The organism is Beutenbergia cavernae DSM 12333 (assembly GCF_000023105.1).
Taxonomy (GTDB): Bacteria; Actinomycetota; Actinomycetes; order Actinomycetales; family Beutenbergiaceae; genus Beutenbergia; species Beutenbergia cavernae.
Window position 1 is genome coordinate 3,108,511 of record NC_012669.1, and the last position, 25,479, is coordinate 3,133,989.

A 25,479-nucleotide genomic window follows, 5' to 3' on the forward strand; every position below is an offset into this window, starting at 1 on the left:
GCGGGCCCGTCAGCCGGTGCTCGCGAAGACCGTCACGCGCAGCGGGATGCCGTCCGCCCAGGGCATCAGCGCCCACGGGAGGAAGGGCGGCCGGGCGCGCGCCGTCAAGGTGACCTGCGCCGTCGTCGGGTCTGCCGCGCCGGTCGGGCCGACGGCGGCCAGGTCCTCGAGGTCTCCGACGACGACGCCCGGGGCCGACGCCAGGAACTCCTCGACGGACGTCCGCACCGATGCGTCCGTCAGGGCTGGTTCGCCGGCGCCGAAGTACTCGTCGGTGTCGAACGCGTCGGCGGCGTCGGCCGCTGCCGCGTCGGCGAGCGCGAACAGCGCCTTGCGCTCGAGGTAGACGGCGCTGGCCGAGGCCACCACCAGGATCATCGCGAGCGCGAAGGCGACGCACGCGAGGGAGAGCAGCATGACCTGCCCGCGCTCGCCGTCCTCGTCGCCGCGCCGGACACGCCGCCAGCGGAGTCGAGCGGCGTGCAGAGCTCCGACGAGCGCTGCCGTCGCCGCTCCCATCAGCGCTCCCGGTACTGGTCGACGGCGGTCCACGCCTGGGCGGAGACGGGCACCTCGAGCGGGACGGCGGAGCGCAGCCACGACGGCACGAGCGGTAGCGGGACGGTCGCGTCGACCTCGACCAGGACCGTGCTGCCGGCGGCGAGGCACTCGTCCTGGCAGGAGATCCGCAGGGCCGCGTCGCCGTCGACCTCGATGCCCTGGTCCGCGAACGCGATCTCGACGGCGCGGGCGGCGAGGAGCTCGGCGTCGTGCGGGTCGCTCGCCTGCGCGACGATCCGACCGGCGTCGCGGGCGGCGCCTTCGGCGGCGAAGACCGCAGCCTGCGCCTCGCCGAGGACGAGCACCAGATAGACGAGCGGGACGAGGAGCAGGAGCGCCACGCCGAGGAACTCCACGACGGCGCTGCCGCGCTCCGGATCGTCCTCGAGGGGCGTCACTGTTCCTGCACCGCCCGCCCGGTCACCGTGACGACGCCTCCGGGGCCGAGGAGTCCCAGCACCGGCAGGGGTGCCGTGACATCGACCTCCACGGTCGCGACACCTCCGTCGTCCGAGGTCCGGGCCGTGACGTCCTGTGCGTAGGTCGGAGAGAGCGAACCCGCGATCAGCGCCTCGGTGCGGGCGACGCCGTCGTCGAGCTCGCCGTCGTGCAGGGCGGCCAGCCGGGCGCCCTCGGCGGCGCAGTCGATCAGCGTGGTGCGCACGTGCAGCACGAGGGCCAGCTGGATGACCCCGAGCGCCAGGACCACCACGAGCACGCTCACGAGAGCGAAGTCCACGACTGCCGACCCCCGCTCGGCGTCGGCCCGCGCCGGCCGGGCCGAGGCGCCCATCAGAGGTTGAGCACCCGATCGAGAGCGGTGTTGAACACGTTGACGAGTGCGTCTCCGGCGATCGCCCACAGGGCGACCACGAGCCCCGCCGTCATGAGCGTCACGAGCACCCACCCCGGGACGTCGCCCCGTTCGGGGTCTTCGCCGGCGAGGCGGGCCGTTCTGCCCCGCCACCATCGATCCGCCATCTCAGAACCTCCTCATCCTTCTCGACGCGACCGCGTCAGAACCCCACCCGCAGGACTGCGAGACCGGGGAAGAGTGCGAAGACGACGGTCACCGGGAGGACGAGGAAGACCACCGGGATCATCATCGCCACCTCCTTGCGACCGCCGGACTCCATGAGCTCGCGCTTGCCGGCGTCGCGCGCGTCAGCGGCCTGGGCGCGCAGCACGTCGGCGAGCGGGCTGCCCCGCTCGATCGCGACGGCCACGCCGTCCGCGAACCGGGAGACGGCCGGCAGGTCGGTGCGGCGCGCGAGGCCCTCGAGGGCGCCGGCCATCGTGGCCCCGGCCCGGACGTCCGCCAGGGTGCGGCCGAGCTCCGCCGACAGCTCGCCCTGCGTCGAGCGAGCCACGCGGTCGAGGGCGGCGACCGGAGCCTCCCCGGCACTCACGGCCAGGGCGAGCAGCTCGGCGACGGTCGGGAACTCGGCCATGATCCGCGCCTCGCGCGCCCGGACCTGGCGCGTGAGGCGCCGGTCCCGCAGCAGCATCCCGGCGACGGCGGCGAGAGCAACGAGCACAGCGAGCGGTACGGGGCTGACGCCCCGGGTCACACCGATGACGATCGCCAGGGCCAGGCCGAGAGCGAGTCCGGCCGCACCCCAGGCCACCTGCTCCACGCGGAACGCGTCGACGCTCGTCCGCCCGCCGGCGAGCGCGAGGCGACGGCGGATGCTCGACGACGAGCTCCCGAGCCGTTCGAGGAGCTTCCCGACGTCGCCGACCACGGGGGCGATGAGCCGCTCGAGGGCGGAGGCGGCGCCGTCGCTGGCGGGGAGCAGGGTCGACGTCGCGCGCCTAGCCCGCACGTAGGGGCCGACCCGGTCCGCGAACCGCACACGGCGGGCGGCGAGCCGCCACCAGACCGTGACGAGCCCGATCCCGAGGCCGAGGCCGGCGAGCGCGCCGATCGCCGCGAGGGTGCCCGGGGCCACGGGGTCGCTCATCGCAGCACCCGCGGATCCTCGGCGAGGCGGCCGATCCGCATCATGGCGAGGTAGGCGACGACGCATGTCAGCCCGCCGGCCAGCAGCATGAGGACGCCGGCCGGGGTGTCGAACGCGGCGGCGGTCTCGGGCCGGGTGCTCATGAGGGCCAGCACGACCCACGGCGCGGCGACGGCGAGCCGGGCACCGTTGACCGTCCACGACTGCCTGGCCTCGAGCTCGCCGCGGGTGCGCAGGTCGTCCCGGAGGAACTCCGACAGGGTCCGGAGCATGCGGCCGAGGTCGCTGCCGCCGACGTCGGTGGCGATCCGGAGGGTCTCGACGATGCGGTCGGCGACGGGATCGGCGAGCCGCTCCTTGAGTGCGTCGAGCGAGGCCACGAACCGCCCGGAGGCTCGGTAGTCGACGGCGAAGGCGTGCAGCTCGGCGCGCACCTCCTGGGGTCCTCGCTCCGACAGGGAGATGAGGGCCTCGGGGAGGGTCATCCCTGCTCGGACCGCTGAGGTGAGGTCGTCGACGACGTCGGGCCACACCTGCCGCAGCTCCACCCGGCGGCGCCGGGCACGCCCACGCACGTAGACCGTGGGCGCCGCTGCGGCGATGAGTCCGAACGCGGCTGCGATGCTCGCCCCGGAGCCGACCGCGAAGGCCGCCGTCGCGACGATCAGGCCGAGGCCGAGACAGACGCCGACGAAGGTCCGCAGGCTCACGCCGTGGAGACCCGCCTGGACGAGCTCGTCCTGGGCTCGCGCCGTCCATCCGGTGGCCGGCCGAGGCGACGTCGATCGAGGCCACCACGCCGACCAGGCGGTCACGATCCCGGCTCCGAGGAGCAGGCCCGCGACGGCGCCCATCGCCTCAGTTCTCCCCGTGCGCGAGCAGGCGGGCGAGGTCGAACCCGGCGCGGACGAACCGGTCCTCGTGGGGCGGGTAGCCGTCGGCGCGGTGCAGGACGCCCGCGACGGCGTCGCGCGGGCGGGTGAAGAGGCTCGCGGTCTCGACGACGCCGCCCTCGGCGCGGCCCGTCAGTGCGACGACCTCGCGCACGCTGCGGTGCCCGTGCGCATCGAGGTCGAGGTGCACCACGACGTCGATCGCGGAGGCGACGGTGGGGACGACGAACTGGGAGCTCACGTTCTCGCCCGCCAGGAGCGGCAGGACGCACATCTTCACCACGGCCTCGCGGGCGGAGTTGGCGTGCACCGTTCCCATCCCGGGAATGCCCGCGTTGAGAGCGATGAGCAGATCGAGGCTCTCGGCTTCACGCACCTCCCCGACGACGAGGCGGTCGGGCCGCATCCGCAGGGCCTCCTTGACGAGGCGGCGCAACGGGATCTCGCCCGTGCCCTCGAGGTTCGGCTGTCGGCACTGCATACCGACGACGTCGCGGACGGCCGGTCTCAGCTCGAAGACCTCCTCGCAGGTGATGAGGCGCTGCGAGGCGGGGATCGAGCCGGACAGAGCGTTGAGCAGGGTGGTCTTGCCGGCCTGGGTCGCACCGCTGACGAGGATGTTGAGGCCGGCGACGACGCACGCGTGCAGGAAGGCGGCGACGCCGGCCGGGAGGGCACCGAGGCCGACCAGGTCGTCGACGTGGGTCGCCCGCACGAGGTACTTGCGGATGTTGACGGCGAGGTGGCGCCGTGTGATGTCCGGGATCACGACGTGCACGCGTTCGCCGGTGGGCAACGTCGCGTCGACGAACGGGACGGAGAGGTCGAGGCGCCGGCCGGACGTGCGGAGCATCCGCTCGACGAGCTCGCGCACCTCGGGCTCGGTGAGCATGACCGTCGTCAGCTCGGGGACCCCGCGCCGCGCGACGAACACCCGACCGGGCTCGTTGATCCAGATCTCCTCGATCGTGGGGTCGTCGAGGAGCGGCTGGAGCGGACCGAGCCCGGCGACGGCGTCGAGCACGGCCTTGGCGGCGAGTGCCGTGTCTGCGAGCGGCGGGACCGCGCCGCGGAGGGCGCGTTCGTCGTAGTCGGCGACGGCCTCGGCGATGAGGGAGCGGACACCGGTGGTGTCCCGCGCCGGATCGAGCCCGCGGCGTCGGATGACCTCACGGACCTCCGACTCGATGCGCGCGACGGCGTCGACCATGCGTCCCCTCCCCCTTCCCGGTGCCCCCGCGGACGTCCTCGTGGCGTCACCATAGGCGCGCACTGCCGGGTTCGTGGGCGGTTTCGGGACATCTGTGGACGACGGCGTCCGGGCGGTGCACCGGCGCCGTCGCCCGCGCGGGGTCGTGCCCCGCGGCCGCTCAGGCGGTGGGGTCCTTCAGCGCGCGCATCGCGTCGAGCAGCGTGTCGTGGATGTAGGCGAGCTCGGGCGAGGCGCTGCCCCATTCCTCGGCCGGCGCGTCCCCGTCCCAGGCTTCCGCATCGGCGCCGGAGTCCCACGCGAGCTCGCCGTGCTGCCAGATCCACCAGAGGTTCGCGCTCGGGTCCTGGACGCGAGCGAACTGCGTGCCGAAGAAGTCCGTCGGTCGCGTGACGAGCGTGGCGCCGCGCTCGAGCGCCCGCTCGAGGGTCGCCTCGAGGTCGTCCACGTAGACCTGCAGCAGGCTGGGCGTGAAGGGCCAGTCGGGCTTGCGCTCCGCGAGCATGATGGTCGTCGTGCCGACCACGACCTCGCCCTGCAGGAGCAGGCCGTCGTCGTCGACGGTGCGTGCTTCCGGGCGCTCCGTGCCACCGAAGACGTCGATGACGAAGCGCGTGAGCTCCTCCGCACCGCGCGTGATGATGAACGGGTTGACGGTGGCGTAGCCGTCGGGCGCTGCGGGGATCGACATCGTGGCTCCTGATCGTTTCGTGCGAGCTTGGTGCCCCCATTTCATCGCCCGCCGCGGGACTCGGGATTGAAGATTTCCGCCCTCAACCGGTGGCGAGGATGCGCGCGGGCGTCTGCCCGTGGAACACCCGCAGCGACCTCGTCAGGTGGGCCTGGTCGGCGTACCCGCACAGCGTCGCGCACTCCGCCGGAGGGACGCCCTGCTGGAGCAGCGCGAACGCCTCCCGCGCACGGACCAGCTGCGCGATCTGCTTGCGGGTGAGACCCGTCGACGCGCGGACCCGACGCTGCCAGTGCCGCTCCGAGTAGCCGGCGTCGTCGCCGGACAGCGCGCGACGTACGGCATCGTCGGAACGCACGATGCCCAGGTCCAGCAGCTGGTCGACGAACGTCGTGAGCTCGCCGAACTCCGGGAGGGGGACACGATGTCGCGTGATCTCGACGTGCCCGTCACGGACCGGGAGACGACGCTCTGCCCCCAGCACGAGCTGTTTGCTCAGGCCGGGCACGACGACGTGGGCACGCAGCTGCACCCCCCACACGTGCTCGCCCACGGCCGACGCGATCCACCGGTGTCCGAGGCTCGGGCCGGACAGACCAGCGAGCACCTCACCGCCCGGCCGCCGCGCGAACCAGAGGTCCCAGTACTCGACCGCGGGCGCGAGATACCGCTCGTCGCGAACCGCACGCGCCTGCCACACGCACTCGATGTGCGGTGAGTCGAGCCGCCGCTCCTCGTACATCGCGGCGTCGTCCGGCACTCCTCGATTATGCCGTTCGGCCGAGGCTCAGCAGCCGGGTGACGCCTCGTCAGAGCACGAGGTGCTGGTGCCCGTCCAGAACCTCGCGCACCAGGTCCAGCTGGCCCGCGTGCGTGCTCGTCTCGACGATCACGTGCAGCACGACGGACCGGACGGTCGGAAAGGCGCCGGAGTCCGCCCACCCGGGCTCGGGCCGCCGCGGCGGAGCGTCGAGGTCGACCCCGGCGAGGATGCGGTCCGACGTCGCGATCGCGTGGCGGTAGGCCGTCAGGACCGCGTCGGGATCCTCGTCGTCGGCGACGACCCAGTCGCCGTTCGGACCCTCCGGCCAGAAGTCCAGCGGTCCCCCGGCGACGACCACCTCGAACCAGTACCGCTCGTCCGAGAGCGTCAGGTGCCGAAGCAGCCCCAACGTCGACCAGCCGGACGGCGCCACCACCGCGCGCAGCTGAGCCTCGTCCATGCCGGCCGCCTGGTCCAGGACGTGCCGGCGCGCCGAGCCGAGGGCGAGGAGGAGCGCAGCTCGCTCCTGCTCCGATGTCATCCGGCCATCCAACCAGCCCTCGAACGAGCCGGATGCCGGTGCCCCATGGCCCGCCACGCGTCCGAGGATCAGGCGGACGCCACCACCCCGGAGTACCGGTCGAGCACGATCGCGGTGAGCCGCCGGTCGGGCGCGAGCGGCGCCGTGACGACGTCGGCGCCCGCCGCCCGCACCTTGTCGAGGAAGAACCCCGGCGCCAGCAGGTATGCCGCGACGACGACCCGCCCGCCCTCCGGCAGCCCCGCCCGCGCCGCCGCCACGGCCTCCGGCACCGACGGCCGTGCGATCGAGCCGTACCCCACCTCGACCGGCCGGGCGAGCGTCAGCGACAGCGCGCCGGCGACGGCCTCGACGTCGCCCGACGAACGCGCGTCGCTCGACCCTGCGGCGGCGAGCACCACGCCGTCGCCCGGCCCGAGCCCGGCCTCGTGGAGCCGGTCCGCGAGGATCGCCACGAGGCGCCCGTCCGGCCCGAGCGGTCCCGACGCCGCGGACCGGCCGCTCTCCGCCGACGACGCGCCGGGCCTCTCGGCGTCCCTCCGCACCGCCTGCGCGACGTCCACGTGCACGTGGTACCCGCCGGACAACAGCAGCGGGACGACGACGGCGTCCCCGCCGTCGTTCGCGACGTCCCGTACGACGTCGGCCACCGCCGGCTCCTGCACGTCGACGAACGCCTCGCGCACGTCCAGGCCGGGGGCGGCGCGGCGGACGTCGTCGAGCAGGGCGCGCACGACCGCTCGCCCGGCCGGGTCGTCGGTGCCGTGCGAGCACCCCACGAGAACCGGCGGCCGCGCCTCGTCGCCCACCGCGACGTCAGCCGTGACCTCGGCCTCCGACACCGCCGCGCGCTCTCCCGCCATGCCCTGCATCGTCACGCTCATCCCGCCAGCTCCAACCGGTAGCCCCGCTTCACGACGGTGCGCACGAGCCCCGGCGCCCCGGTCGACTCCCGCAGCCGGGCGATCGCGACCTCGGCCGCGTGCGGGTCGCGCGACTCGCCGGGCAGCGCCTCGAGCACCGCGTCCCGCGAGACGACGTCGCCGTGCGCGGCCGCGAGGGTCCGGAGCACCTCGAGCCCGCTGGGCGAGAGTCCGAGCACGCGCCCGTCCAGCACCGCGACCCGAGAGCGGATGAGGAGTCGCCCGGCGGTCGTGCACAGGGCGTACGTCTCCGCCTGCTCGTAGTGGGCGATCAGCGTCCGCACGAGCGCTCCGAGCCGCCCGCGGTCCGGCTGCAACGGCCTCACGCCGCGGCGCTCGAGCGGCTTCGCCGTGATCGGACCGACCGCCGCCGCCACCATGGCGCCCGACGCCAGCCGCGCGACCACCTCCGCACCCACGCCCTCGGCCTCCGCCGCGCCGAGCCACGCCTCCGCGCCGGGCGCCGACGTGAACACGACGGCGTCGATCTCCCCGTCCGCCGCCGCGTGCACCGAGACCCGCACCGCCTCCGGGTCCGGCGCCGGCCCCCACCGGTACACCTCGAGGCTGATCACCTGGGCGCGTGCCTCGGCGAGCACGACGTCGAGCCCGTCCGCCCCGGCACCGTGGTGCTGGACGGCGATCCGCAGCCCGACCACGCCCTCGCCGAGGAGCAGGTCCGCCACCTCGGCCGACGTCTCCGACTCGGCCACCCAGTCCGCCGTCAGCCCCACCGCCTGGATCGCCCCACGCGCCTTCGGTCCACGCGCCACGAGCCGCGCCCCGGCGAGGACCTGCACGAGGTCGTCCGCGAGCCCGTGCGCGTCAGCCGCCTCGACCCAGGCCCGGAACCCGATCCCGGTGGTGACGACGACGACGTCCGGCGCGTCCTCGAGGAGCGCGCGCGTGGCATCGAGCAGCCGGGAGTCGTCGACGTGCGGGATCATCCCGAGCGCCGGCGCATGCCGAACCTCCGCGCCGCGCCGCTCGAGCGCCGCCGCCAGCTCCGAGGAGCGCCGGTCCGCCGTCACCAGCACCGTGCACCCGGCCATCACCTGCGTGAGCTCGCGCCCGGCGCTCCCCGGCTCGACCTCCGCGCTCACGACGCGGCCTCGAGCACACCAGGCGCGGCGACGTCCCCGACCACGATCACCGCCGGCGCGCGCACCCGGGCACGCCGGGCGACGTCGGCGATGTCGTCGAGCCGTCCGCGCGTCACCCGCTGCTGCGGTGTCGATCCGCTCTCGACGACGGCGACCGGTGTCGCGGCGTCGGCCCCCGCCGCGAGCGCCTCGGTGGCGATCCGCGCGAGGTTGGACACGCCCATGAGCACCACGAGCGTGGCCGCGCGGTCGCGGACGCACGCGAGCGCGACGTCGTCGAGTCCGGCGTGGCCGGTGACGACGTGCAGCGCCGCGACGCTCCCCCGGTGCGTGAGCGGAATCCCGGCCAGCGCGGGCACCGCGAGCGCGCTGCTCACACCCGGGACGACGTCGACGTCGACCCCCGCCTCCCGGCACGCGAGCACCTCCTCGCCGCCGCGTCCGTACACGAACGGGTCGCCGCCCTTGAGCCGTACCACGCGCTGCCCGCGCCGCGCGCGCTCGACCAGGATGGCGTTGATCTCGTGCTGCGGCACCGGGTGGTGTCCGGGCGTCTTGCCCACCTCGACGATCTCGACGCCGGCCGGCAGCTCCGCGAGCACGCCGCGTGGCCCGAGCCGGTCGGCGACGACGACGTCCGCCTGCGCGAGCTCGCGCCGCCCGCGCAGCGTGAGGAGGTCGACGGCGCCCGGGCCGCCGCCGACGAGGACGACGCGGCCGGGTCCGGGCCGCCGGCGACGCTGGTCGACGCCGTCGGCCAGCGTCGCCGCGATGCGGTCGCGCACGGCTCGCGACCGGCCGGGGTCGGCCGCCGCGGCGCGCGCGTCGGTCACGACGCCGACGAGCACGTCGCCGCTGCGCGTCGTCGCCGGCGTCCGCGCGCTCCCCTCGTGCGCGGCGCCCGCGTTGACGCACCACACGCGCGCCGCCTCGGCCCACGCCGCGAGCTCCCGGTTCGCGGCCGCCGAGCCGGTCGCGGCGAGGACCAGCCACGCCCCGTCCAGGTCCGCGGGGGCCACGTCCCGTGCCGACCAGTCCAGCGTTCCCGCCGCCACGAGCTCCGCCAGGTCCTCGCACACCTCGGGGGCCACGAGCCGCACCCGCGCCCCGTCGTCCAGCAGCGCCCGCGCCCGGCGCGCGGCCACCGGCCCACCGCCCGCGACGAGCACCGTGCGGCCGGCGACGTCCAGCCCGAGGAGCGTCGTCATCCGGGCTGCCCCACGTGGACGACGCCGTCCGTCACCTCGGTCGGATACGTCACCAGATCCGCGGCCTCGCCGGGGAGCGGGTCGCGGCCGACCGTGTCGAGGCACCGGCCGGTGGCGAGGTCGAAGACCTGCTTGTACATCGGGCCCGCCACCGTCGGTACGCCGCCTCGCGTCCCCACGATGCCTCGCGAGATGACGTTCGCCCCGCTGTACGGGTCACGCTGCTGCACGGCGAGCACGCGGTCGTCGGTGAGCCGGAACAGCGCGACCTGAACGCCGTCCAGCAGCGCGGCCGCCCCGCGCTCCACGGCGAGATCCGACACGCGACACACCGCGTGCCACGTCACGGACGTGGCGAGCGCCGCCGTCGTCGTGCCTGGTGTCGCGGCACTCATCCCCGCACCTCCAGCCGCGCCGGGGCGATGACGACCGACTGCCGCTCGGTTGCGGTAGCCGGCCGTGGCTGCCCCCGCTCGGCCACGTACGCCAGGTCCGGGTCCGGCGTCGTCGGCGCGTTGACGAACGAACCGAACCGCCGCAGCTTCTCCGGGTCGGCGAGCACGGCGCGCCACTCGTCCTCGTACGCCTCGACGTGGGCGACCATCGCCGCGTCCAGGTCGGCCGCGATCCCGAGGCTGTCGTCCAGCACCACGGCGCGGACGCCGTCGAGCCCGCCGTCCACCTCGTCGATCCAGGCCGCCGTGCGCTGCAGCCGGTCGGCGGTCCGCACGTAGTACATGAGGAACCGGTCGATCGTGCGGACGAGCGTCGCCGTGTCGAGGTCCTCGGCGAGCAGCCGCGCATGCTTCGGCGTGAACCCCCCGTTCCCGCCGACGTACACGTTCCAGCCCTTGTCGGTCGCGATGACGCCGACGTCCTTCCCGCGCGCCTCGGCGCACTCCCGCGCGCACCCGGACACCCCGAGCTTGAGCTTGTGCGGGGAGCGCAGGCCTCGGTAGCGCAGCTCGAGCTCGACCGCGAGACCCACGGAGTCCTGGACGCCGTACCGGCACCACGTGGACCCCACGCACGACTTCACCGTGCGCAGCGCCTTCCCGTAGGCGTGACCCGACTCGAACCCGTGCTCGACGAGCCGCGCCCAGATCTGCGGCAGCTGCTCGATCCGGGCCCCGAACATGTCGATGCGCTGACCGCCGGTGATCTTCGTGTAGAGGCCGAAGTCCCGCGCCACCTCCCCGATCGCGACGAGACCGTCCGGCGTGACCTCCCCGCCCGGGATCCGCGGCACCACCGAGTACGTGCCGTCCTTCTGCAGGTTCGCGAGCACGTGGTCGTTGGTGTCCTGCAGTGTCGCCTGCTCGCCGGAGAGGATGTGGCCGTTGCCGAGCGACGCCAGGATCGACGCCACGACCGGCTTGCAGATGTCGCAGCCGCGGCTCGGCAGCGTCCCGGCTGTCCGGGTATCCACCGCATCCTCGGCCGTCCGCCCGAACCGCGCGACGATCTCGCTGAACGTGTGCAGCTCCGCCACCCGGACGGCGTCGAACAGCTGCGCCCGCGAGAGCTCGAAGTGCTCGCACAGCGCGTTCGAGACGGCGACGCCGGCCCGCTCGAGCTGCGTCGTCGTGAGCTTCTTCACGAGCGGGAGGCACGACCCGCAGCTCGTCCCGGCCCGCGTGCAGGCCTTGACCCCCGCGACGTCCGTGCACTCGTGCTCGGTGACGGCCGCGCGGATCGTGCCGGCCGAGACGTTGTTGCACGAGCAGACCGTCGCGTCGTCCGGCAGCTCCAGGTCGGCGGCGCGCGCCCCGGCCACCGACGCCGGGAGCAGGAACGACCCCGGGTCCCCCGGGAGCTCGCTGCCGACCATCGGCCGCAGTGATGCGTACGGCGACACGTCGCCCACGAACACGCCCCCGAGCAGCGTCCGTGCGTCGTCGGAGAGCACCAGCTTCGAGTACACGCCCGCCGCCGGGTCGGCGTGCACCAGCTCCATCGAGCCGGGTGTGCTGGCGAACGCGTCGCCGAAGCTCGCGACGTCGACGCCCTGGAGCTTGAGCTTCGTCGCGGTGTCCGCGCCCGGGAACGTCGCAGCTCCGCCGAGCAGCCGGTCCGCCACCACCTCGGCCATCGCGTACCCGGGTGCGACGAGCCCGAGGCACCGGCCGTCGATGCACGCGACCTCCCCGACCGCCCACACGTGGGGTGCCGACGTGCGGCAGGCGTCGTCGACGACGGCGCCGCCTCGCTCCCCGATCGCGAGTCCCGCGGCGCGGGCCAGCTCGTCGCGCGGCCGCACCCCGGTCGCGAGGACGACGACATCGACGTCGAGGCGCGTGCCGCCGTCGAACTCGAGCCTCCCCACGTGGCCCGTCCGACGGGACGGCTTCATCGCGGCGGTGGCCGTGGACGTGCGCACGCTGATGTCCAGCGCCCCGATGAGTCGGCGCAGCGCCTCCCCGCCGCCCAGGTCGATCTGCGCGTCCATGAGATGCGTCCCGAACTGGACGACGTTCGCCTGCGCCCCCAGGGCGCGCAGCGCGCCTGCCGCCTCGAGCCCCAGGAGCCCGCCGCCGATCACGGCCCCGCGGACCGGCCGGGTGAAGCCGCCGGTCGCGTGCTCCGCGTTCGCCCGGCGCTTGTCCTCGACCCAGCCGCGCAGCGCGGCGACGTCGTCGACCGTGCGGTACACGAACACGCCCGGCAGCTCGTGGCCGGGGATCGGCGGGACGGCCGCGCTGGACCCCGTGGCGAGCACGAGCTCGTCGTAGTCCCAGACGTGGCCCAGGCGGTCGACCGCCTGGCGGGCGACCGGGTCGATGCGTTCCACGGCGCGGTCGGTGTGGAGCTCGACGAGCGGGTCGTCCCACATCCGCGGCTCGCCGAGCGCCAGCTCCTCGGGGTCGCGCGCCGAGAAGTACGACGTGAGCGCGACCCGGTCGTACGGGCGGCGCGGCTCCTCGGCGAGGACGGTGATGCGCCAGGCGGCGGCGCCGTCGCGGGCACGGAGCGCCTCGACGAGCCGGTGCGCGACCATGCCGCCACCGACCACGAGCAGGTGCTTCACACGGGTGCTCACTGCGGCCTCCCTGGGTCGAACGATCCGCGAACGCGACGGGCCGATGCTCGGACGGTAGGCGGGCGGCGTTTCACGGGGGTGCTCCGCGGGTTGCGCCCCCGTAACGTCGCCCTCACGCGAACGTGGCCGCCGTCGTGAGGGCGCGGTCCGCGAGGAACTCGACGAGTCCGCACACCGCGTCACGGCACGTGCCGCAGCCGGTCGTCGCACGCGTGGCCCGCGCGACGTCCTCCACGCTGCGCGCGCCCGAGCGCACGCACGCGGCGACGTCGCCCTTGGTCACGCCGTTGCACGTGCACACGCGCGCGGCGTCCGGCATGTGCTCGGGGCTGGACACCGGCGCCGTCGACGCCGCCACCGGGCGCAGCAGCAGGTGCGCGGGATCGGCCGGGACCGGGGTGCGCCGCGTGTAGGCGGACGCGAGGTCGGCGCCGACGTCGGGGGCGCCCACGCACGTGGCGCCGACGAGCAGCCCGTCAGCCACGACGACCTCGACGTGCCGCCCGGACGCCGGGTCGCTGAGCGCCACCGATCTCTGGCCCGGCTCGCGGGCGGCGCCGCCGCACACGCCCATCGTGACGACGTCGAGCCCCGGCGCCTTGACGCGCACGACGTCGGTCCCGCGGGCGCCGGGCTCCTCGAGCGTGCGGACCACCACCCGGGTGCCGAGGCGCCAGGCCATGCTGGGCCGGTCCGGCGACGCCGGGCCGCGGGACACCGGGCCGCGGGACGCCGCGCGCGACGCGCCCGGCCCCACCTCCGCGGCACCGGCCAGGTCCGCCAGCGCCGTCGCCAACCTCCGCGCCTGGTCCCAGCCCTGCGCGATGAGCCCGGTGCCGCCCTCGGGCGGCTGCGCGCAGTCCCCGATCGCGAACACGTGGGGGTCGTCCGGGCTCGCCAGGTCGGGGCCGACGACGACGCCGCGCGCCACGCTCAGCCCCGCGGAGGACGCGAGGCGCGTCTCCGGCGTCGTCCCGCACGCGAGCACCACGAGGTCGGCCCGGACGTCCCACGCGCGGCGGCCCTCGCCGTCGGGAGCGACGCCCTCGACCACCACGCTCTGCACCCGACCGCCGCCCGCGCGCACCGCCCGCGTGGCGGCACCCGTCACGGTGGTGACGCCGAGCTCGCCCAGCGAGCGTTCGAGCACCGCCCCGGCCGCCGCGTCGAGCTGGCGCTCCATCGGCGTCGGCCCCGGGTGCACGAGCGTGACGTCGAGCCCGCGCCGCGCCAGGCCGCACGCCGCCTCCACGCCGAGCACCCCGCCCCCGACGACGACGGCGCAGCGCGAGCTGAGCGTCGCCGCCACGACGTCGCGCGCGTCGTCGAGCGTCCGCAGGGCACGGACCCCGGCCGGCAGGGCGCTCTCGAGGCCCGGCACGTCCGGGATCCGCGCCTGAGCGCCCGTCGCGAGCACGAGCGCGTCGTACGGGTACGCGGCGCCGGCCGTGAGGACCGTGCGCGTGCTGCGGTCGATCGCGATGACCTCGGCGCCGAGCCGCACGTGCGCACGCTCGTGCGCCTCGGGCAGCGCCAGGTCGGCGAGGTCGCGCCGCCCGGCGACGACGTCGCTCAGCAGCACCCGGTTGTACGGGGCGTACTCCTCGGCGCCGAGCACCGTGACGTCGACCTGATCCGTCCGGGCGAGCAGGTCGGCTGCCAGCCGGGACCCGACCATCCCGTTGCCCACGACGACGACGCGCAGCGGTTCCGGCGTCGTCGTCGCTGCGCCGCTCACGCGGGCTCCGCGGCGGGCGCGACGTCCACGGCGCAGACCTTGAACTCCGGCATCCCGGAGACGGGGTCGGTGGCGTCCGACGTCACGCGGTTGACGCTGCCCTCGCCCGCCCAGTGGAACGGCATGAACACGGTGTCCGGCCGGATCCGCCCCGTGAGCCTGGCCGGGGCGACGGCGTCGCCCCGGCGCGAGGTGACCCGCACCGCCGCACCCTCGACGATGCCGAGCCGGTCGGCGAGCAACGGGTGCAGCTCGACGTACGCGCCGTCCAGGGCCGCCGCCAGCTCCGGCACTCGCCGCGTCTGAGCGCCCGACTGGTAGTGCTGGAGCACGCGGCCGGTCACGAGGTGCACCGGGGCCTCGGCCCGGACGTCGTCGCTCGGCCCGACGTGGTCGACCGGGATCATCCGCGCGCGCCCGTCCGGCGTCGGGAAGCCCGTGAGGAACAGCCGGGGCGTGCCCGGGTGGTCGGCGCTCGGCACCGGCCAGTACAGGCCCGGGCCGCCGCCGGCCTCGTCCGCGTCGAGGCGCTCGTGGCTCAGCCCGGCGTAGTCCGCCACGCCTCCCGCGCTCGCGCGCGCCAGCTCGTCGAACACCTCCGCCGGGTCCGTCTCCAGCGTCACCGGCGAGCCGAGACGGCGCGCGAGCTCCGCGAGGACCCACAGCTCCGAGCGCGCCTCGCCCGGTGGATCGAGCGCGCGGCGACGGCGGATGACGCGGCCCTCGAGCGAGGTCATCGTGCCCTCTTCCTCCGCCCACTGCGTGACCGGGAGGACGACGTCCGCCAGCAGCGCCGTCTCCGAGGGGACGACGTCGCTCACGACGAGCAGGTCGAGCGAGCGCAGGTTCTCCGTCACGCGTGTCGCGTTCGGTGCCGACACCACGAGGTTGCTGCCGTGCACCAGCAGCGCGCGCGGTCCGTCGGCGGTCCCGAGCGCGTGCAGCAGCTCGACGGCGGGCCGGCCCGACCCTGGCAGGCTCTCCGGCGCCACGCCCCACACCGCCGCGACGTGCCGGCGAGCGCCGTCGTCATCGATCCGCCGGTACCCCGGCAGCTGATCGGCCTTCTGCCCGTGCTCGCGGCCGCCCTGCCCGTTGCCCTGCCCCGTGATCGCGCCGTACCCGCTGCCGACGCGTCCGGGAAGCCCCAGCACGAGCGCGAGGGCGATCGCCGCCGTCACCGTCGCCGTTCCCTGCGTCGACTGCTCGACGCCGCGCCCGGTGAGGACGTACGCCCCACGGCCACCGCGGGACGGCGACGCGGCGGCGAGCAGCCGAGCGACGCGGCGCAGCTGCGCGGCCGGCACGCCGCACACCGTCTCGGCCCGCTCCGGCCACCACTGGCTCACGGCGCGCCGCACCGCCTCGGCACCGCTCGTGCGCTCCGCGACGTACGCGGCGTCGTCGAGCCCCTCGGCCCACACGATGTGCAGCAGCGCCAGCAGCACCACGAGGTCGGTGCCCGGAACCGGCTGGAGGTGGGCTCCCTGGCCGTCGTCGGCGAGCGCCGCCGTCGCGCTGCGGCGCGGGTCGACGACGACGAGCCCGCCCGCCGCCCGAGCCCCGGCGAGGTGCTGGACGGCGGGCGGCATCGTCTCGGCGACGTTGCTGCCGAGCAGGAGGACGGCGTCGGCCCCGCCGAGGTCAGCGAGCGGGAAGGGCAGGCCACGGTCGACGCCGAACGCGCGCGTCGCCGCGGCCGCGGCGCTCGACATGCAGAACCGGCCGTTGTAGTCGATGTTCGGCGTGGCGAGCACCGTGCGCGCGAACTTGCCGAGCGTGTACGCCTTCTCGTTCGTCAGGCCGCCGCCGCCGAACACCGCGACCGCCTCGCGGCCGTGCCGGTCCTGGATCTCGCGCAGCCGCGTCGCGACGACGTCGAGCGCCTCGTCCCAGGACGACGGCGCCAGCTCGCCCTGCGCGTCGCGCACGAGCGGGACGGTGAGCCGGTCCGGGGCGGTGAGCACCCGGGCGCTCGTCCAGCCCTTCTGGCACAGTCCGCCGCGGTTCGTCGGGAAGTCGCGCGGCGTGACGGCGACCTCCGTCGGTCTGCCCGGGGCGGCACCCGACGCGGGGTCCAGGCGCATCGCGCACTGCAGCGCGCAGTACGGGCAGTGCGTGTCGGCGGATGTCGCGGCTGTCATGGACGACGCTCAGATCGCCTGGGCGGCGAGCGCCGTGCCGCGACGCGCGTAGACCGCCCACGTCACCACCGCCATCACCAGGTAGACGGCGACGAACACCCACAGTGCCGGCACCAGGCTGCCCGCCAGCGACGTCGACATCGCGAACCCGCGCGGGATGAGGAAGCCGCCGAACGCGCCGACCGCCCCGGCGATCCCGAGGCACCCCGCCGCGGCGAGACGCGCCCGGGCGATCGCTCCGCCGTCGTCGGCCGCTCCCGCACGGAACACGGCCGGGATCATCCGGTACGTCGCGCCGTTGCCGACGCCCGTCGCCACGAACAGCACCAGGAACGAGGCGAAGAACCGGCCGAACGACCCCGACCCCAGCGCCTGGATCGCGCCGACCGCCCCCAGCGCCATGACGACGAACGCGGCGATGGTCACACGGGCCCCGCCCACCCGGTCGGCGACCATCCCGCCGAACGGACGCGCCACGGAGCCGACCAGCGCCCCGAGGAACGCGATGGACAGCGTCACGTGCGGGAACTGGCCGGCGAGAAGCGTGGGGAACACGCCGGAGTAGCCGATGAACGAGCCGAACGTGCCGATGTACAGGAACGAGATGATCCACGTGTGCCGGTTGCGCACGGCGGCGCCGAACGAACGGGTGTCGGCCTTCGCCGTCGCCAGGTTGTCCATGAACCGCCACGCGAGGAACGCCGCGAGCACGACGAGCGGGATCATCATGAGCCCGGCGCGCTCGAGGGCCACGCCGCCCGCCGTCACGATGACGAGGGGGACGGCGAGCTGCACGGCCGCCGTCCCGAGGTTGCCGCCCGCGGCGTTCAGCCCCAGCGCAGCGCCCTTCTCCTTCTCGGGGAAGAAGAACGAGATGTTCGCCATCGACGACGCGAAGTTCCCGCCCCCGAAGCCGGCGGTGGCGGCGACGACCAGCAGCACGCCGAACGGCGTCTCCGGGTTCTGGACCACCACGGCGAGCAGCCCAGTAGGCACCAGCAGGAGCAGGGCGGAGATGACCGTCCAGTTCCGTCCCCCGACGATCGGGACCGCGAACGTGTACGGGATGCGCAGCGTGGCGCCCACGAGGCTCGGCACCGCGATGAGCCAGAACTGCTGGTCCACCGTGAGCGTGAAGCCGGCCGCGCCGAGCTGCGGGACCACGATCGACCACAGCGCCCACACGGCGAACCCGAGGAACTCCGCGAAGATCGACAGCCACAGGTTCCGCCGGGCGACGGCGCGGCCGCCGTCGCGCCAGAACGTCGCGTCCTCCGGGTCCCACCGCTCGATCCACCGGCCGCCCAGCCGGCGCGGCGCGGCGTCGGGCCGGGGCGGGCGGGTCGACGACGACGGCGCGTCCGGGGACGCGGTCGCGGCCTGCGGGGCGGTCGGGGCGGTCGTGGCGAGGCGACCCTGGTCGTCGTTCGTCGTCGTCATCTCGGCTCCCGGTGAGCTGGTGTCGCGAGCGGGTGGTCCGGCGTGAGCGACGCTAGGCAGCGCGCGTTTCCGGGCGAGCCACCCGCTGTTACCCGGGCGTAAGGATCAGCGCACAGCGCGCCGCGACCCCCTGTGAGCGGGCAGTCGTCGCCGAGTGCGTGATCTCTGTCGACGACACGCCGTCGAGCGCGTGAGACGTCACGCACTCAGCATCCGGGCGCGGCTCCGAGACCCGCTCCCGGCACCCGACGCCCTCGCCGTGCGGGGGGTGGGCGCCGGTGGGAGGGTGTCGGACGAACCGACGCGCCCATCTCACCTGGGGGACTGATGTCGAGAACGAGCCCGGCCGCCGACGTCGACGCGCGCGGCTCGGACGGCCCGCTCGAGGATGCGCTGCTGCGGCTCGGCCGCCACCTGCGCCCCGGCGAGGTGTCCGAGGACCTGCGTCAGGTGTTCCTGCGCGGCGGCCGCGAGGGTGACGTCTTCTACCGGGACCGTTGGTCGCACGACAAGGTGGTCCGCTCGACCCACGGCGTGAACTGCACCGGCTCGTGCTCGTGGAAGGTGTACGTCAAGGACGGCATCATCACGTGGGAGTCCCAGCAGACCGACTACCCGAGCGTCGGGCCCGACTCCCCCGAGTACGAGCCCCGCGGCTGTCCCCGCGGCGCCGCGTTCTCCTGGTACACCTACTCGCCCACGCGGGTGCGCTACCCGTACGTGCGCGGCGTGCTGCTGGCGGCCTACCGCGAGGCGAAGGCGCGCACGGGCGACCCGGTGCTCGCCTGGGCGGCGCTCACCGGCGACCCCGACACCGCGCGCGCGTACAAGTCGGCCCGCGGCAAGGGCGGTCTCGTGCGCGCGAGCTGGGACGAGGCCGCGGAGATCGTCGCCGCCGCGCACGTCCACTCCATCAAGGCGTACGGCCCCGACCGCATCGCCGGCTTCTCCCCGATCCCCGCGATGTCGATGGTGTCGCACGGCGTCGGCGCCCGGTTCATCCAGCTGCTCGGCGGCACGATGCTGTCGTTCTACGACTGGTACGCCGACCTGCCCGTCGCGAGCCCGCAGGTCTTCGGCGACCAGACGGACGTCCCGGAGTCCGCCGACTGGTGGAACTCGACCTACTGCATCATGTGGGGCTCGAACGTCCCGGTGACCCGCACCCCTGACGCCCATTTCATGACGGAGGCGCGGTACCGCGGGCAGAAGGTGGTCGTCGTCTCGCCCGACTACGCCGACAACACGAAGTTCGCCGACGAGTGGATGGCCGTCCACCCCGGCACCGACGGCGCTCTGGCGATGGCGATGGGGCACGTCATCCTCACGGAGCACTTCGCGCACGAGCGCACGGTCCCGTTCGTCGACTACGTCACGCGGTACACCGACATGCCGTACCTCGTGGCGCTCGACGAGTCGCCGACGCCGGAGTCCTACGTGCCGGGGAAGTTCGTCACGGCCGCCGACCTGCCGGAGCACGCGGCCGAGGCGAACGCCGCCTTCAAGCCCGTCGTGCTCGACGACGGCGGATCACCCGTGGTCCCGAACGGCTCCCTCGGGCATCGGTGGGGTGAGGCCGACGTCGGCCGGTGGAACCTCGACCTCGGCGACCTCCGCCCCCTGCTGTCCGCCGCCGACGGCGCGGGAGCCGAGGGCACCGCCGCCGTCCTCCTGCCCCGTTTCGACCTGGTGCCGGGTGACGGCGAGGAGCACCAGGGCGGGTCCGGCGTCCTCGTGCGCGGCGTCCCGGTGCGGCGGGTCGGCGGACGCCTCGTGACGACGGTGTTCGACCTGATGCTCGCCCAGTACGGCGTGAACCGGCCGGCCCTCGACCTGCCCGGGACGTGGCCGTCCGGGTACGACGACCCACAACCCTGCACCCCTGCGTGGCAGGAGCAGTTCACCGGGGTGTCCGCGGCGCAGGCCCAGCGCATCGCCGCCGAGTTCGCCGACAACGCCGAGCGGTCCGGCGGCCGCTCGATGATCATCATGGGCGCCGGCGCGAACCACTGGTTCCACGCCGACACGATCTACCGGGCGTTCCTGGCACTGACCACGATGACCGGCTGCCAGGGGGTGAACGGTGGCGGCTGGGCGCACTACGTGGGCCAGGAGAAGTGCCGCCCGATCACCGGCTGGGCGCAGTACGCGGCCGGGCTGGACTGGTCGCGCCCACCCCGGCAGATGATCGGGACGGCGTTCTGGTACACCGCGTCCGACCAGTGGCGGTACGACGGGCTGGGGGCCGACGCCCTCGCGTCGCCGTTGGCGCGCGGCCTGTTCGCCGACCGGACGACGGCCGACTGCCTCGTCGAGTCGGCGCAGCGCGGCTGGATGCCGAGCTACCCGACGTTCGACCGCAACCCGCTCGACCTCGTCGACGAGGCGGAGGCCGCGGGGAAGGAGCCCGCTCGGCACGTGGTCGACGAGCTCGGCGCCGGCCGTCTGCGGTTCGCTGTCGAGGACCCGGACGACCCCGCCAACTTCCCGCGGTGCGTGACGATCTGGCGCGCCAACGTCCTCGGCTCCTCCGGCAAGGGCAACGAGTACCTCCTCAAGCACCTGCTCGGCACCGACGCCGCCGTCTTCGCGCAGGAGTCCGAGCCGCAGCGGCGGCCGCGTTCCGTGACGTGGCGCGACGAGGCGCCGGTCGGGAAGCTCGACCTGCTGACGACCCTCGACTTCCGGATGACGAGCACGACGCTGTTCTCCGACGTCGTGCTCCCCGCGGCGACCTGGTACGAGAAGCACGACCTGTCGAGCACGGACATGCACCCGTTCGTGCACTCGTTCAACCCCGCGATCGACCCGCCGTGGCAGACCCGCACCGACTTCGACATCTTCCACACGATCGCCCGTCGGATCTCCGAGCTCGCCGCCACGCATCTCGGCGTCCGCAAGGACCTGGTCGCCGCGCCGCTGCAGCACGACACCCCCGACGCGATGGCCGTGCCCCACGGCACCGTGCTCGACTGCGGCGCCGGGCCGACCGAACGCGAGCTGGTCCCCGGCCGCACGATGCCGAAGCTCGTCGTCGTCGAACGCGACTACCCGGCGTTCGCCGCGCGGATGGCCGCGCTCGGCCCGCTGACGGACACGCTCGGCATGGTGACGAAGGGCGTGCCCTACGACCCGACCGAGGAGGTGGCCCACCTCGGCCGCCTGAACGGCGTCGTCGCGGACGGTCCCGCCGCCGGACGGCCGCGCCTGGAGGCGGACACGCACGTGTGCGAGACGATCCTCGCGCTGTCCGGGACCACCAACGGGCGGCTCGCCGTGCAGGGCTTCGAACGGCTCGAGGAACGGACCGGGCAGCGCCTCGCCGACCTCGCCCGCGACGAGCAGGGCAAACGCGTGACGTTCCCGGACGTGCAGGCGCGCCCGACGGCGGTCATCACCTCTCCCGAGTGGTCCGGATCCGAGCACGGCGGACGGCGGTACTCGGCGTTCGTCGTCAACGTCGAGCGGCTCAAGCCGTGGCACACGCTGACCGGGCGACAGCACTTCTTCCTCGACCACGACTGGATGAGCGAGCTCGGCGAGAACCTGCCCGTCTTCCGGCCGCCGCTCGACATGCACCGCCTGTTCGTGGACTCACCGCCGCTCGGCGACACCTCGCCCAGCGGGTTCCCGGCGTCGGCCGGGCACGCGGAGGTCGCCGTCCGGTATCTCACCCCGCACTCGAAGTGGTCGATCCACTCGGAGTACCAGGACAACCTGTTCATGCTGTCGCTCTCCCGCGGCGGGCCGAACATCTGGATGTCACCCGTGGACGCCGCGAAGGTCGGCGTGGTCGACAACGAGTGGATCGAGGCGTACAACCGCAACGGCGTCGTCGTCGCCCGCGCCGTCGTCAGCCACCGCATGCCGCCCGGCACCGTGTACATGCACCACGCGACGGACCGCACCGTCGACGTGCCGCTCGCGGAGACGTCCGGGCTGCGCGGCGGCATCCACAACTCGCTCACGCGCATCCTGCTCAAGCCGAGCCATCTCGCCGGGGGGTACGCCCAGCTGGCCTGGGCGTTCAACTACCTCGGGCCCACGGGCAACCAGCGCGACGAGGTGACGGTGATCCGACGCCGGTCCCAGGAGGTCGAGTACTGATGCGGGTCATGGCGCAGATGTCGATGGTGATGAACCTCGACAAGTGCATCGGGTGCCATACGTGCTCGGTCACGTGCAAGCAGGCGTGGACGAACCGGACCGGCGTCGAGTACGTGTGGTTCAACAACGTCGAGACCCGGCCCGGCCTCGGCTACCCCCGGACGTATCAGGACCAGGAGCGCTGGCAGGGCGGCTGGGTCCGCACCAAGCGGGGGAAGCTCAAGCTGCGTGCCGGCGGTCGCGTGAAGAAGCTCGCGACGATCTTCTCCAACCCGAAGATGCCGTCGATCCACGACTACTACGAGCCGTGGACGTACGAGTACGACATGCTCCTGTCCGCGCCGCAGGGTCCGCACACCCCCGTGGCGAAGCCGAAGTCCCTGCTCACCGGCGAGGACATGCGCATCCAGTGGTCGGCGAACTGGGACGACGACCTCGGCGGGTCCACCGCCACGATGCAGGACGACCCCGTCCTCAAGCACATGAGCGAGCACGTGGCGGAAGAGCTCGAGCAGACGTTCATGTTCTACCTGCCGCGGATCTGCGAGCACTGCCTCAACCCGTCGTGCGTCGCCTCGTGCCCGTCCGGCGCGATGTACAAGCGGGCCGAGGACGGGATCGTGCTCGTCGACCAGGACCAGTGCCGCGGCTGGCGCATGTGCGTCACCGGGTGCCCGTACAAGAAGGTCTACTTCAACCACAAGACCGGCAAGGCCGAGAAGTGCACGCTGTGCTACCCGCGCATCGAGGTCGGCCTGCCGACGGTGTGCTCGGAGACGTGCGTCGGCCGGCTGCGCTACCTCGGCCTCGTGCTGTACGACGCCGACCGCGTCACCGCGGCAGCGGCGGTCGAGGACGAACACGCTCTGCTGGCCGCCCAGCGCTCGGTGTTCCTCGACCCGCACGACCCCGAGGTCGTGGCCGCGGCGCGTGCCGAGGGCATCCCCGACGACTGGATCACCGCCGCACAGGCCTCGCCCATCTGGGACCTCATCTCCCGGTACGAGGTCGCCCTCCCCCTGCACCCCGAGTACCGCACGCTCCCGATGGTCTGGTACATCCCGCCGCTGTCGCCGGTGGTCGACGTCGTCGCCTCGTCCGGGAACGACGGCGAGGAGGCGCGCACGTTGTTCGCGGCGATCTCGCAGCTGCGCATCCCGCTGGAGTACCTCGCCGGGCTGTTCACGGCCGGCGACACCGCGCCCGTCGAGCGCGTCCTGCGCCGCCTGGCCGCGATGCGGTCGTACATGCGCGACCTCAACCTGGGTGAGGAGCCGCGGGAGGAGACGGCCGCCGCCGTCGGGATGTCCGGGTCCGAGATCCAGGCGATGTACCGCCTGCTCGCGATCGCGAAGTACGACGAGCGGTACGTCATCCCGAGCGCACACACGGAGATCGCGCGTGAGCTGGACGAGCTGAGCTGCTCCCTCGACTACGACGGCGGGCCCGGCATGGGCGGCGGCGGACCGTTCGGCTCGTCCAGCGGGACGCCGACTCCCGTCGCCGTGGAGAACTTCCACGCCCTCGGAGCTCGCCAGAGCGCCGACTCCCCGAACGGGCCGAGCACGCCCGGCCGCGTCAACCTGCTCAACTGGGACGGCAACGGCGCACCACCCGGCCTGTTCCCGCCGAGCAGGCCCGACGACGCCGGCCCGACGTCCGGCGGGGGTGCCTGATGCGCACATTCCTGCCGCGCCCGAGCGCCCGAGCCCCTGAGGTCCCGCCGCTCGCGGCCGTCACGGTCACGCCGGCCGAACGCCGTCGCACGCACCTCGCGGCGAGCGTGCTCCTGGAGTACCCCGACGCGCGGGTGCGCGACGCCGTCCCGGACGTCGCCGCCGTCGTCGCGACGCTGCCCGAGCCCGTGGCGACGCGCCTCGCGCGGTTCCTCCGCGTTCTCGAGGAGCGCCCGTCCGCCGAGCTCGAGGCCGCCTACGTCGCGACGTTCGACCTCAAGCGCCGGTGCTCGATGTACCTCACGTACTACGCGACGGGCGACACCCGGAAGCGCGGCACGGCGCTCGTCCGGTTCGCCGAGGCGTACCGCGCCGCGGGCTGGGAGCGCGGTGGCGACGAGCTGCCGGACTACCTGCCGATGGTGCTCGAGTTCTCGGCCCGCGCCCACGACGACGACGCCGCCCGCATCGCCGCGGGACTGCTCGGTGCGCATCGCGACGGCATCGAGGTGCTGCGCTCGGCCCTGACCGCGGCGCAGAGCCCCTGGACCGACGTCGTCGAGGCCGTGTGCCTGACGCTCGGGCCGCTCGACGACGCGACGCGGGAGCGCTTCGTGGAGCTCGTCACCGCCGGGCCGCCGACCGAGATGGTGGGCCTCAGCGCGCTCGGGCCGTACGAGACCGGCCCGGCCGCCCAGAGCTCCGCGACGACGGGGGTGCGCGCATGAGCACCGGATCGGTCCTGCTGTGGGTCGTCCTCCCGTACGTGACGTTCGCCGTCTTCCTCGTCGGGTCGATCTGGCGGTACCGGTACGACAAGTTCGGGTGGACCACTCGCTCGAGCGAGCTGTACGAGAACCGGCTCCTGCGCCTCGGGTCGCCGCTGTTCCACGTCGGGCTCCTCTTCGTCGCGCTCGGCCACGTGCTCGGGCTCGTCATCCCGAAGACGTGGACGGAGGCCGTCGGGATCGACGAGGCGATCTACCACGCCGTCGCGACCTACCTCGGCACGCTGGCCGCCGTCGCTCTCGTCGCCGGGCTCGTCATCCTCGTCTACCGACGGCGCACCACCGGCCCGGTGTTCCGGGCGACCACGCGCATGGACAAGACGATGTATGTGTTCCTCGCCGCGTCGATCCTCGTCGGCACCTGGGCGACCGTCCAGACGCAGCTGCTCGCCGGCGGCCACGGCTACGACTACCGCGAGACCATCTCGCCGTGGTTCCGCAGCCTCTGGTACCTCCAGCCGCAGCCGGAGCTCATGGCCGGCGTGCCCGCCGCGTTCCAGCTGCACATCGTGGCGGCCAACCTGCTCTTCATCCTGTGGCCGTTCACCCGCCTCGTGCACGCGTTCTCCGCGCCCGTCCCGTACCTGTTCCGGCCGTACATCGTCTACCGGTCGCGCGAGGCGTCCGTCGGCTCCCGCGCACCGCGCCGCGGGTGGGACCCGACGACGACGCCACGCCGCTGACGCCTC

22 protein-coding genes are annotated in these 25,479 nt (G+C 74.2%); 4 read left to right on the forward strand and 18 right to left on the reverse strand.

Going from position 1 to position 25,479, the window contains the following annotated elements; all coding sequences use genetic code 11:
* Window positions 1-9: 9 nt before the first annotated feature.
* From BCAV_RS14040 to BCAV_RS14125, 18 genes are all read right to left on the reverse strand, one after another.
* A complete protein-coding gene (locus BCAV_RS14040; protein WP_015883270.1) occupies window positions 10-519 on the reverse strand; it encodes a hypothetical protein in 510 nt (169 codons plus the stop codon).
* Window positions 519-959 carry a hypothetical protein gene (locus tag BCAV_RS14045; RefSeq protein ID WP_015883271.1) on the reverse strand — a complete coding sequence of 147 codons (441 nt, stop codon included), beginning with the start codon at window positions 957-959 and terminating at the stop codon, window positions 519-521. Before BCAV_RS14045 ends, BCAV_RS14040 begins: the two co-directional genes overlap by 1 nt.
* Window positions 956-1,300, reverse strand: a complete 345-nt coding sequence (locus BCAV_RS14050; protein WP_245528847.1) for a TadE/TadG family type IV pilus assembly protein — start codon at window positions 1,298-1,300, stop codon at window positions 956-958. The genes BCAV_RS14045 and BCAV_RS14050 overlap by 4 nt, the downstream gene beginning before the upstream one ends.
* A gap of 53 nt (window positions 1,301-1,353) precedes the next feature.
* Window positions 1,354-1,542, reverse strand: a complete 189-nt coding sequence (locus BCAV_RS14055) for a hypothetical protein (RefSeq protein ID WP_015883273.1) — start codon at window positions 1,540-1,542, stop codon at window positions 1,354-1,356.
* A gap of 35 nt (window positions 1,543-1,577) precedes the next feature.
* Window positions 1,578-2,525 (reverse strand): type II secretion system F family protein, encoded by a 948-nt coding sequence (locus BCAV_RS14060; RefSeq protein ID WP_015883274.1) that lies wholly within the window; start codon window positions 2,523-2,525, stop codon window positions 1,578-1,580.
* Window positions 2,522-3,379: a type II secretion system F family protein gene (locus BCAV_RS14065; protein WP_015883275.1), complete on the reverse strand. Its 858-nt coding sequence runs from the start codon at window positions 3,377-3,379 to the stop codon at window positions 2,522-2,524. The genes BCAV_RS14060 and BCAV_RS14065 overlap by 4 nt, the downstream gene beginning before the upstream one ends.
* A 4-nt stretch (window positions 3,380-3,383) precedes the next feature.
* Window positions 3,384-4,628 carry a TadA family conjugal transfer-associated ATPase gene (locus tag BCAV_RS14070; RefSeq protein WP_015883276.1) on the reverse strand — a complete coding sequence of 415 codons (1,245 nt, stop codon included), beginning with the start codon at window positions 4,626-4,628 and terminating at the stop codon, window positions 3,384-3,386.
* Window positions 4,629-4,788: 160 nt separating this feature from the next.
* Window positions 4,789-5,319 carry a VOC family protein gene (locus BCAV_RS14075; protein WP_015883277.1) on the reverse strand — a complete coding sequence of 177 codons (531 nt, stop codon included), beginning with the start codon at window positions 5,317-5,319 and terminating at the stop codon, window positions 4,789-4,791.
* An 82-nt stretch (window positions 5,320-5,401) separates the two neighbouring features.
* A complete protein-coding gene (locus BCAV_RS14080; protein ID WP_245528849.1) occupies window positions 5,402-6,079 on the reverse strand; it encodes a helix-turn-helix domain-containing protein in 678 nt (225 codons plus the stop codon).
* Window positions 6,080-6,128: 49 nt separating this feature from the next.
* Window positions 6,129-6,623 carry a DinB family protein gene (locus BCAV_RS14085; RefSeq protein WP_015883279.1) on the reverse strand — a complete coding sequence of 165 codons (495 nt, stop codon included), beginning with the start codon at window positions 6,621-6,623 and terminating at the stop codon, window positions 6,129-6,131.
* 68 nt (window positions 6,624-6,691) lie between these two features.
* The gene (locus BCAV_RS14090; protein ID WP_015883280.1) at window positions 6,692-7,432 is read right to left on the reverse strand and encodes a sirohydrochlorin chelatase; all 741 of its coding nucleotides are present in this window, start codon (window positions 7,430-7,432) and stop codon (window positions 6,692-6,694) included.
* Window positions 7,433-7,503: 71 nt separating this feature from the next.
* Window positions 7,504-8,649, reverse strand: coding sequence for a uroporphyrinogen-III synthase (locus BCAV_RS14095; protein ID WP_015883281.1), 1,146 nt, complete (start codon window positions 8,647-8,649; stop codon window positions 7,504-7,506).
* Window positions 8,646-9,857: a uroporphyrinogen-III C-methyltransferase gene (gene cobA, locus BCAV_RS14100; protein WP_015883282.1), complete on the reverse strand. Its 1,212-nt coding sequence runs from the start codon at window positions 9,855-9,857 to the stop codon at window positions 8,646-8,648. Before cobA ends, BCAV_RS14095 begins: the two co-directional genes overlap by 4 nt.
* Entirely contained in the window at window positions 9,854-10,252 is a 399-nt protein-coding gene (gene nirD / locus BCAV_RS14105; RefSeq protein WP_015883283.1) for a nitrite reductase small subunit NirD, read from the reverse strand. The genes cobA and nirD overlap by 4 nt, the downstream gene beginning before the upstream one ends.
* Window positions 10,249-12,855 (reverse strand): nitrite reductase large subunit NirB, encoded by a 2,607-nt coding sequence (nirB, locus tag BCAV_RS14110; protein ID WP_050761877.1) that lies wholly within the window; start codon window positions 12,853-12,855, stop codon window positions 10,249-10,251. The genes nirD and nirB overlap by 4 nt, the downstream gene beginning before the upstream one ends.
* Before the next feature lie 154 nt (window positions 12,856-13,009).
* Window positions 13,010-14,635 carry an FAD-dependent oxidoreductase gene (locus tag BCAV_RS14115; protein WP_015883285.1) on the reverse strand — a complete coding sequence of 542 codons (1,626 nt, stop codon included), beginning with the start codon at window positions 14,633-14,635 and terminating at the stop codon, window positions 13,010-13,012.
* Window positions 14,632-16,779 carry a molybdopterin oxidoreductase family protein gene (locus BCAV_RS14120; RefSeq protein ID WP_015883286.1) on the reverse strand — a complete coding sequence of 716 codons (2,148 nt, stop codon included), beginning with the start codon at window positions 16,777-16,779 and terminating at the stop codon, window positions 14,632-14,634. Before BCAV_RS14120 ends, BCAV_RS14115 begins: the two co-directional genes overlap by 4 nt.
* 9 nt (window positions 16,780-16,788) lie before the next feature.
* Window positions 16,789-18,219, reverse strand: a complete 1,431-nt coding sequence (locus BCAV_RS14125; protein ID WP_015883287.1) for an MFS transporter — start codon at window positions 18,217-18,219, stop codon at window positions 16,789-16,791.
* 327 nt (window positions 18,220-18,546) lie between these two features.
* Between BCAV_RS14125 and BCAV_RS14130 the strand changes: the two genes are divergently transcribed.
* The 4 genes from BCAV_RS14130 to narI are packed head-to-tail and all read left to right on the forward strand — an operon-like array spanning window position 18,547 to window position 25,473.
* Window positions 18,547-22,326 carry a nitrate reductase subunit alpha gene (locus BCAV_RS14130; protein WP_015883288.1) on the forward strand — a complete coding sequence of 1,260 codons (3,780 nt, stop codon included), beginning with the start codon at window positions 18,547-18,549 and terminating at the stop codon, window positions 22,324-22,326.
* Complete coding sequence (gene narH, locus BCAV_RS14135) at window positions 22,326-24,002, forward strand: nitrate reductase subunit beta (RefSeq protein WP_015883289.1); 1,677 nt, start codon at window positions 22,326-22,328, stop codon at window positions 24,000-24,002. The genes BCAV_RS14130 and narH overlap by 1 nt, the downstream gene beginning before the upstream one ends.
* Window positions 24,002-24,730: a nitrate reductase molybdenum cofactor assembly chaperone gene (narJ, locus tag BCAV_RS14140; protein ID WP_015883290.1), complete on the forward strand. Its 729-nt coding sequence runs from the start codon at window positions 24,002-24,004 to the stop codon at window positions 24,728-24,730. The genes narH and narJ overlap by 1 nt, the downstream gene beginning before the upstream one ends.
* Window positions 24,727-25,473 carry a respiratory nitrate reductase subunit gamma gene (gene narI / locus BCAV_RS14145; protein WP_015883291.1) on the forward strand — a complete coding sequence of 249 codons (747 nt, stop codon included), beginning with the start codon at window positions 24,727-24,729 and terminating at the stop codon, window positions 25,471-25,473. The genes narJ and narI overlap by 4 nt, the downstream gene beginning before the upstream one ends.
* The last annotated feature ends 6 nt before the right edge of the window (window positions 25,474-25,479 follow it).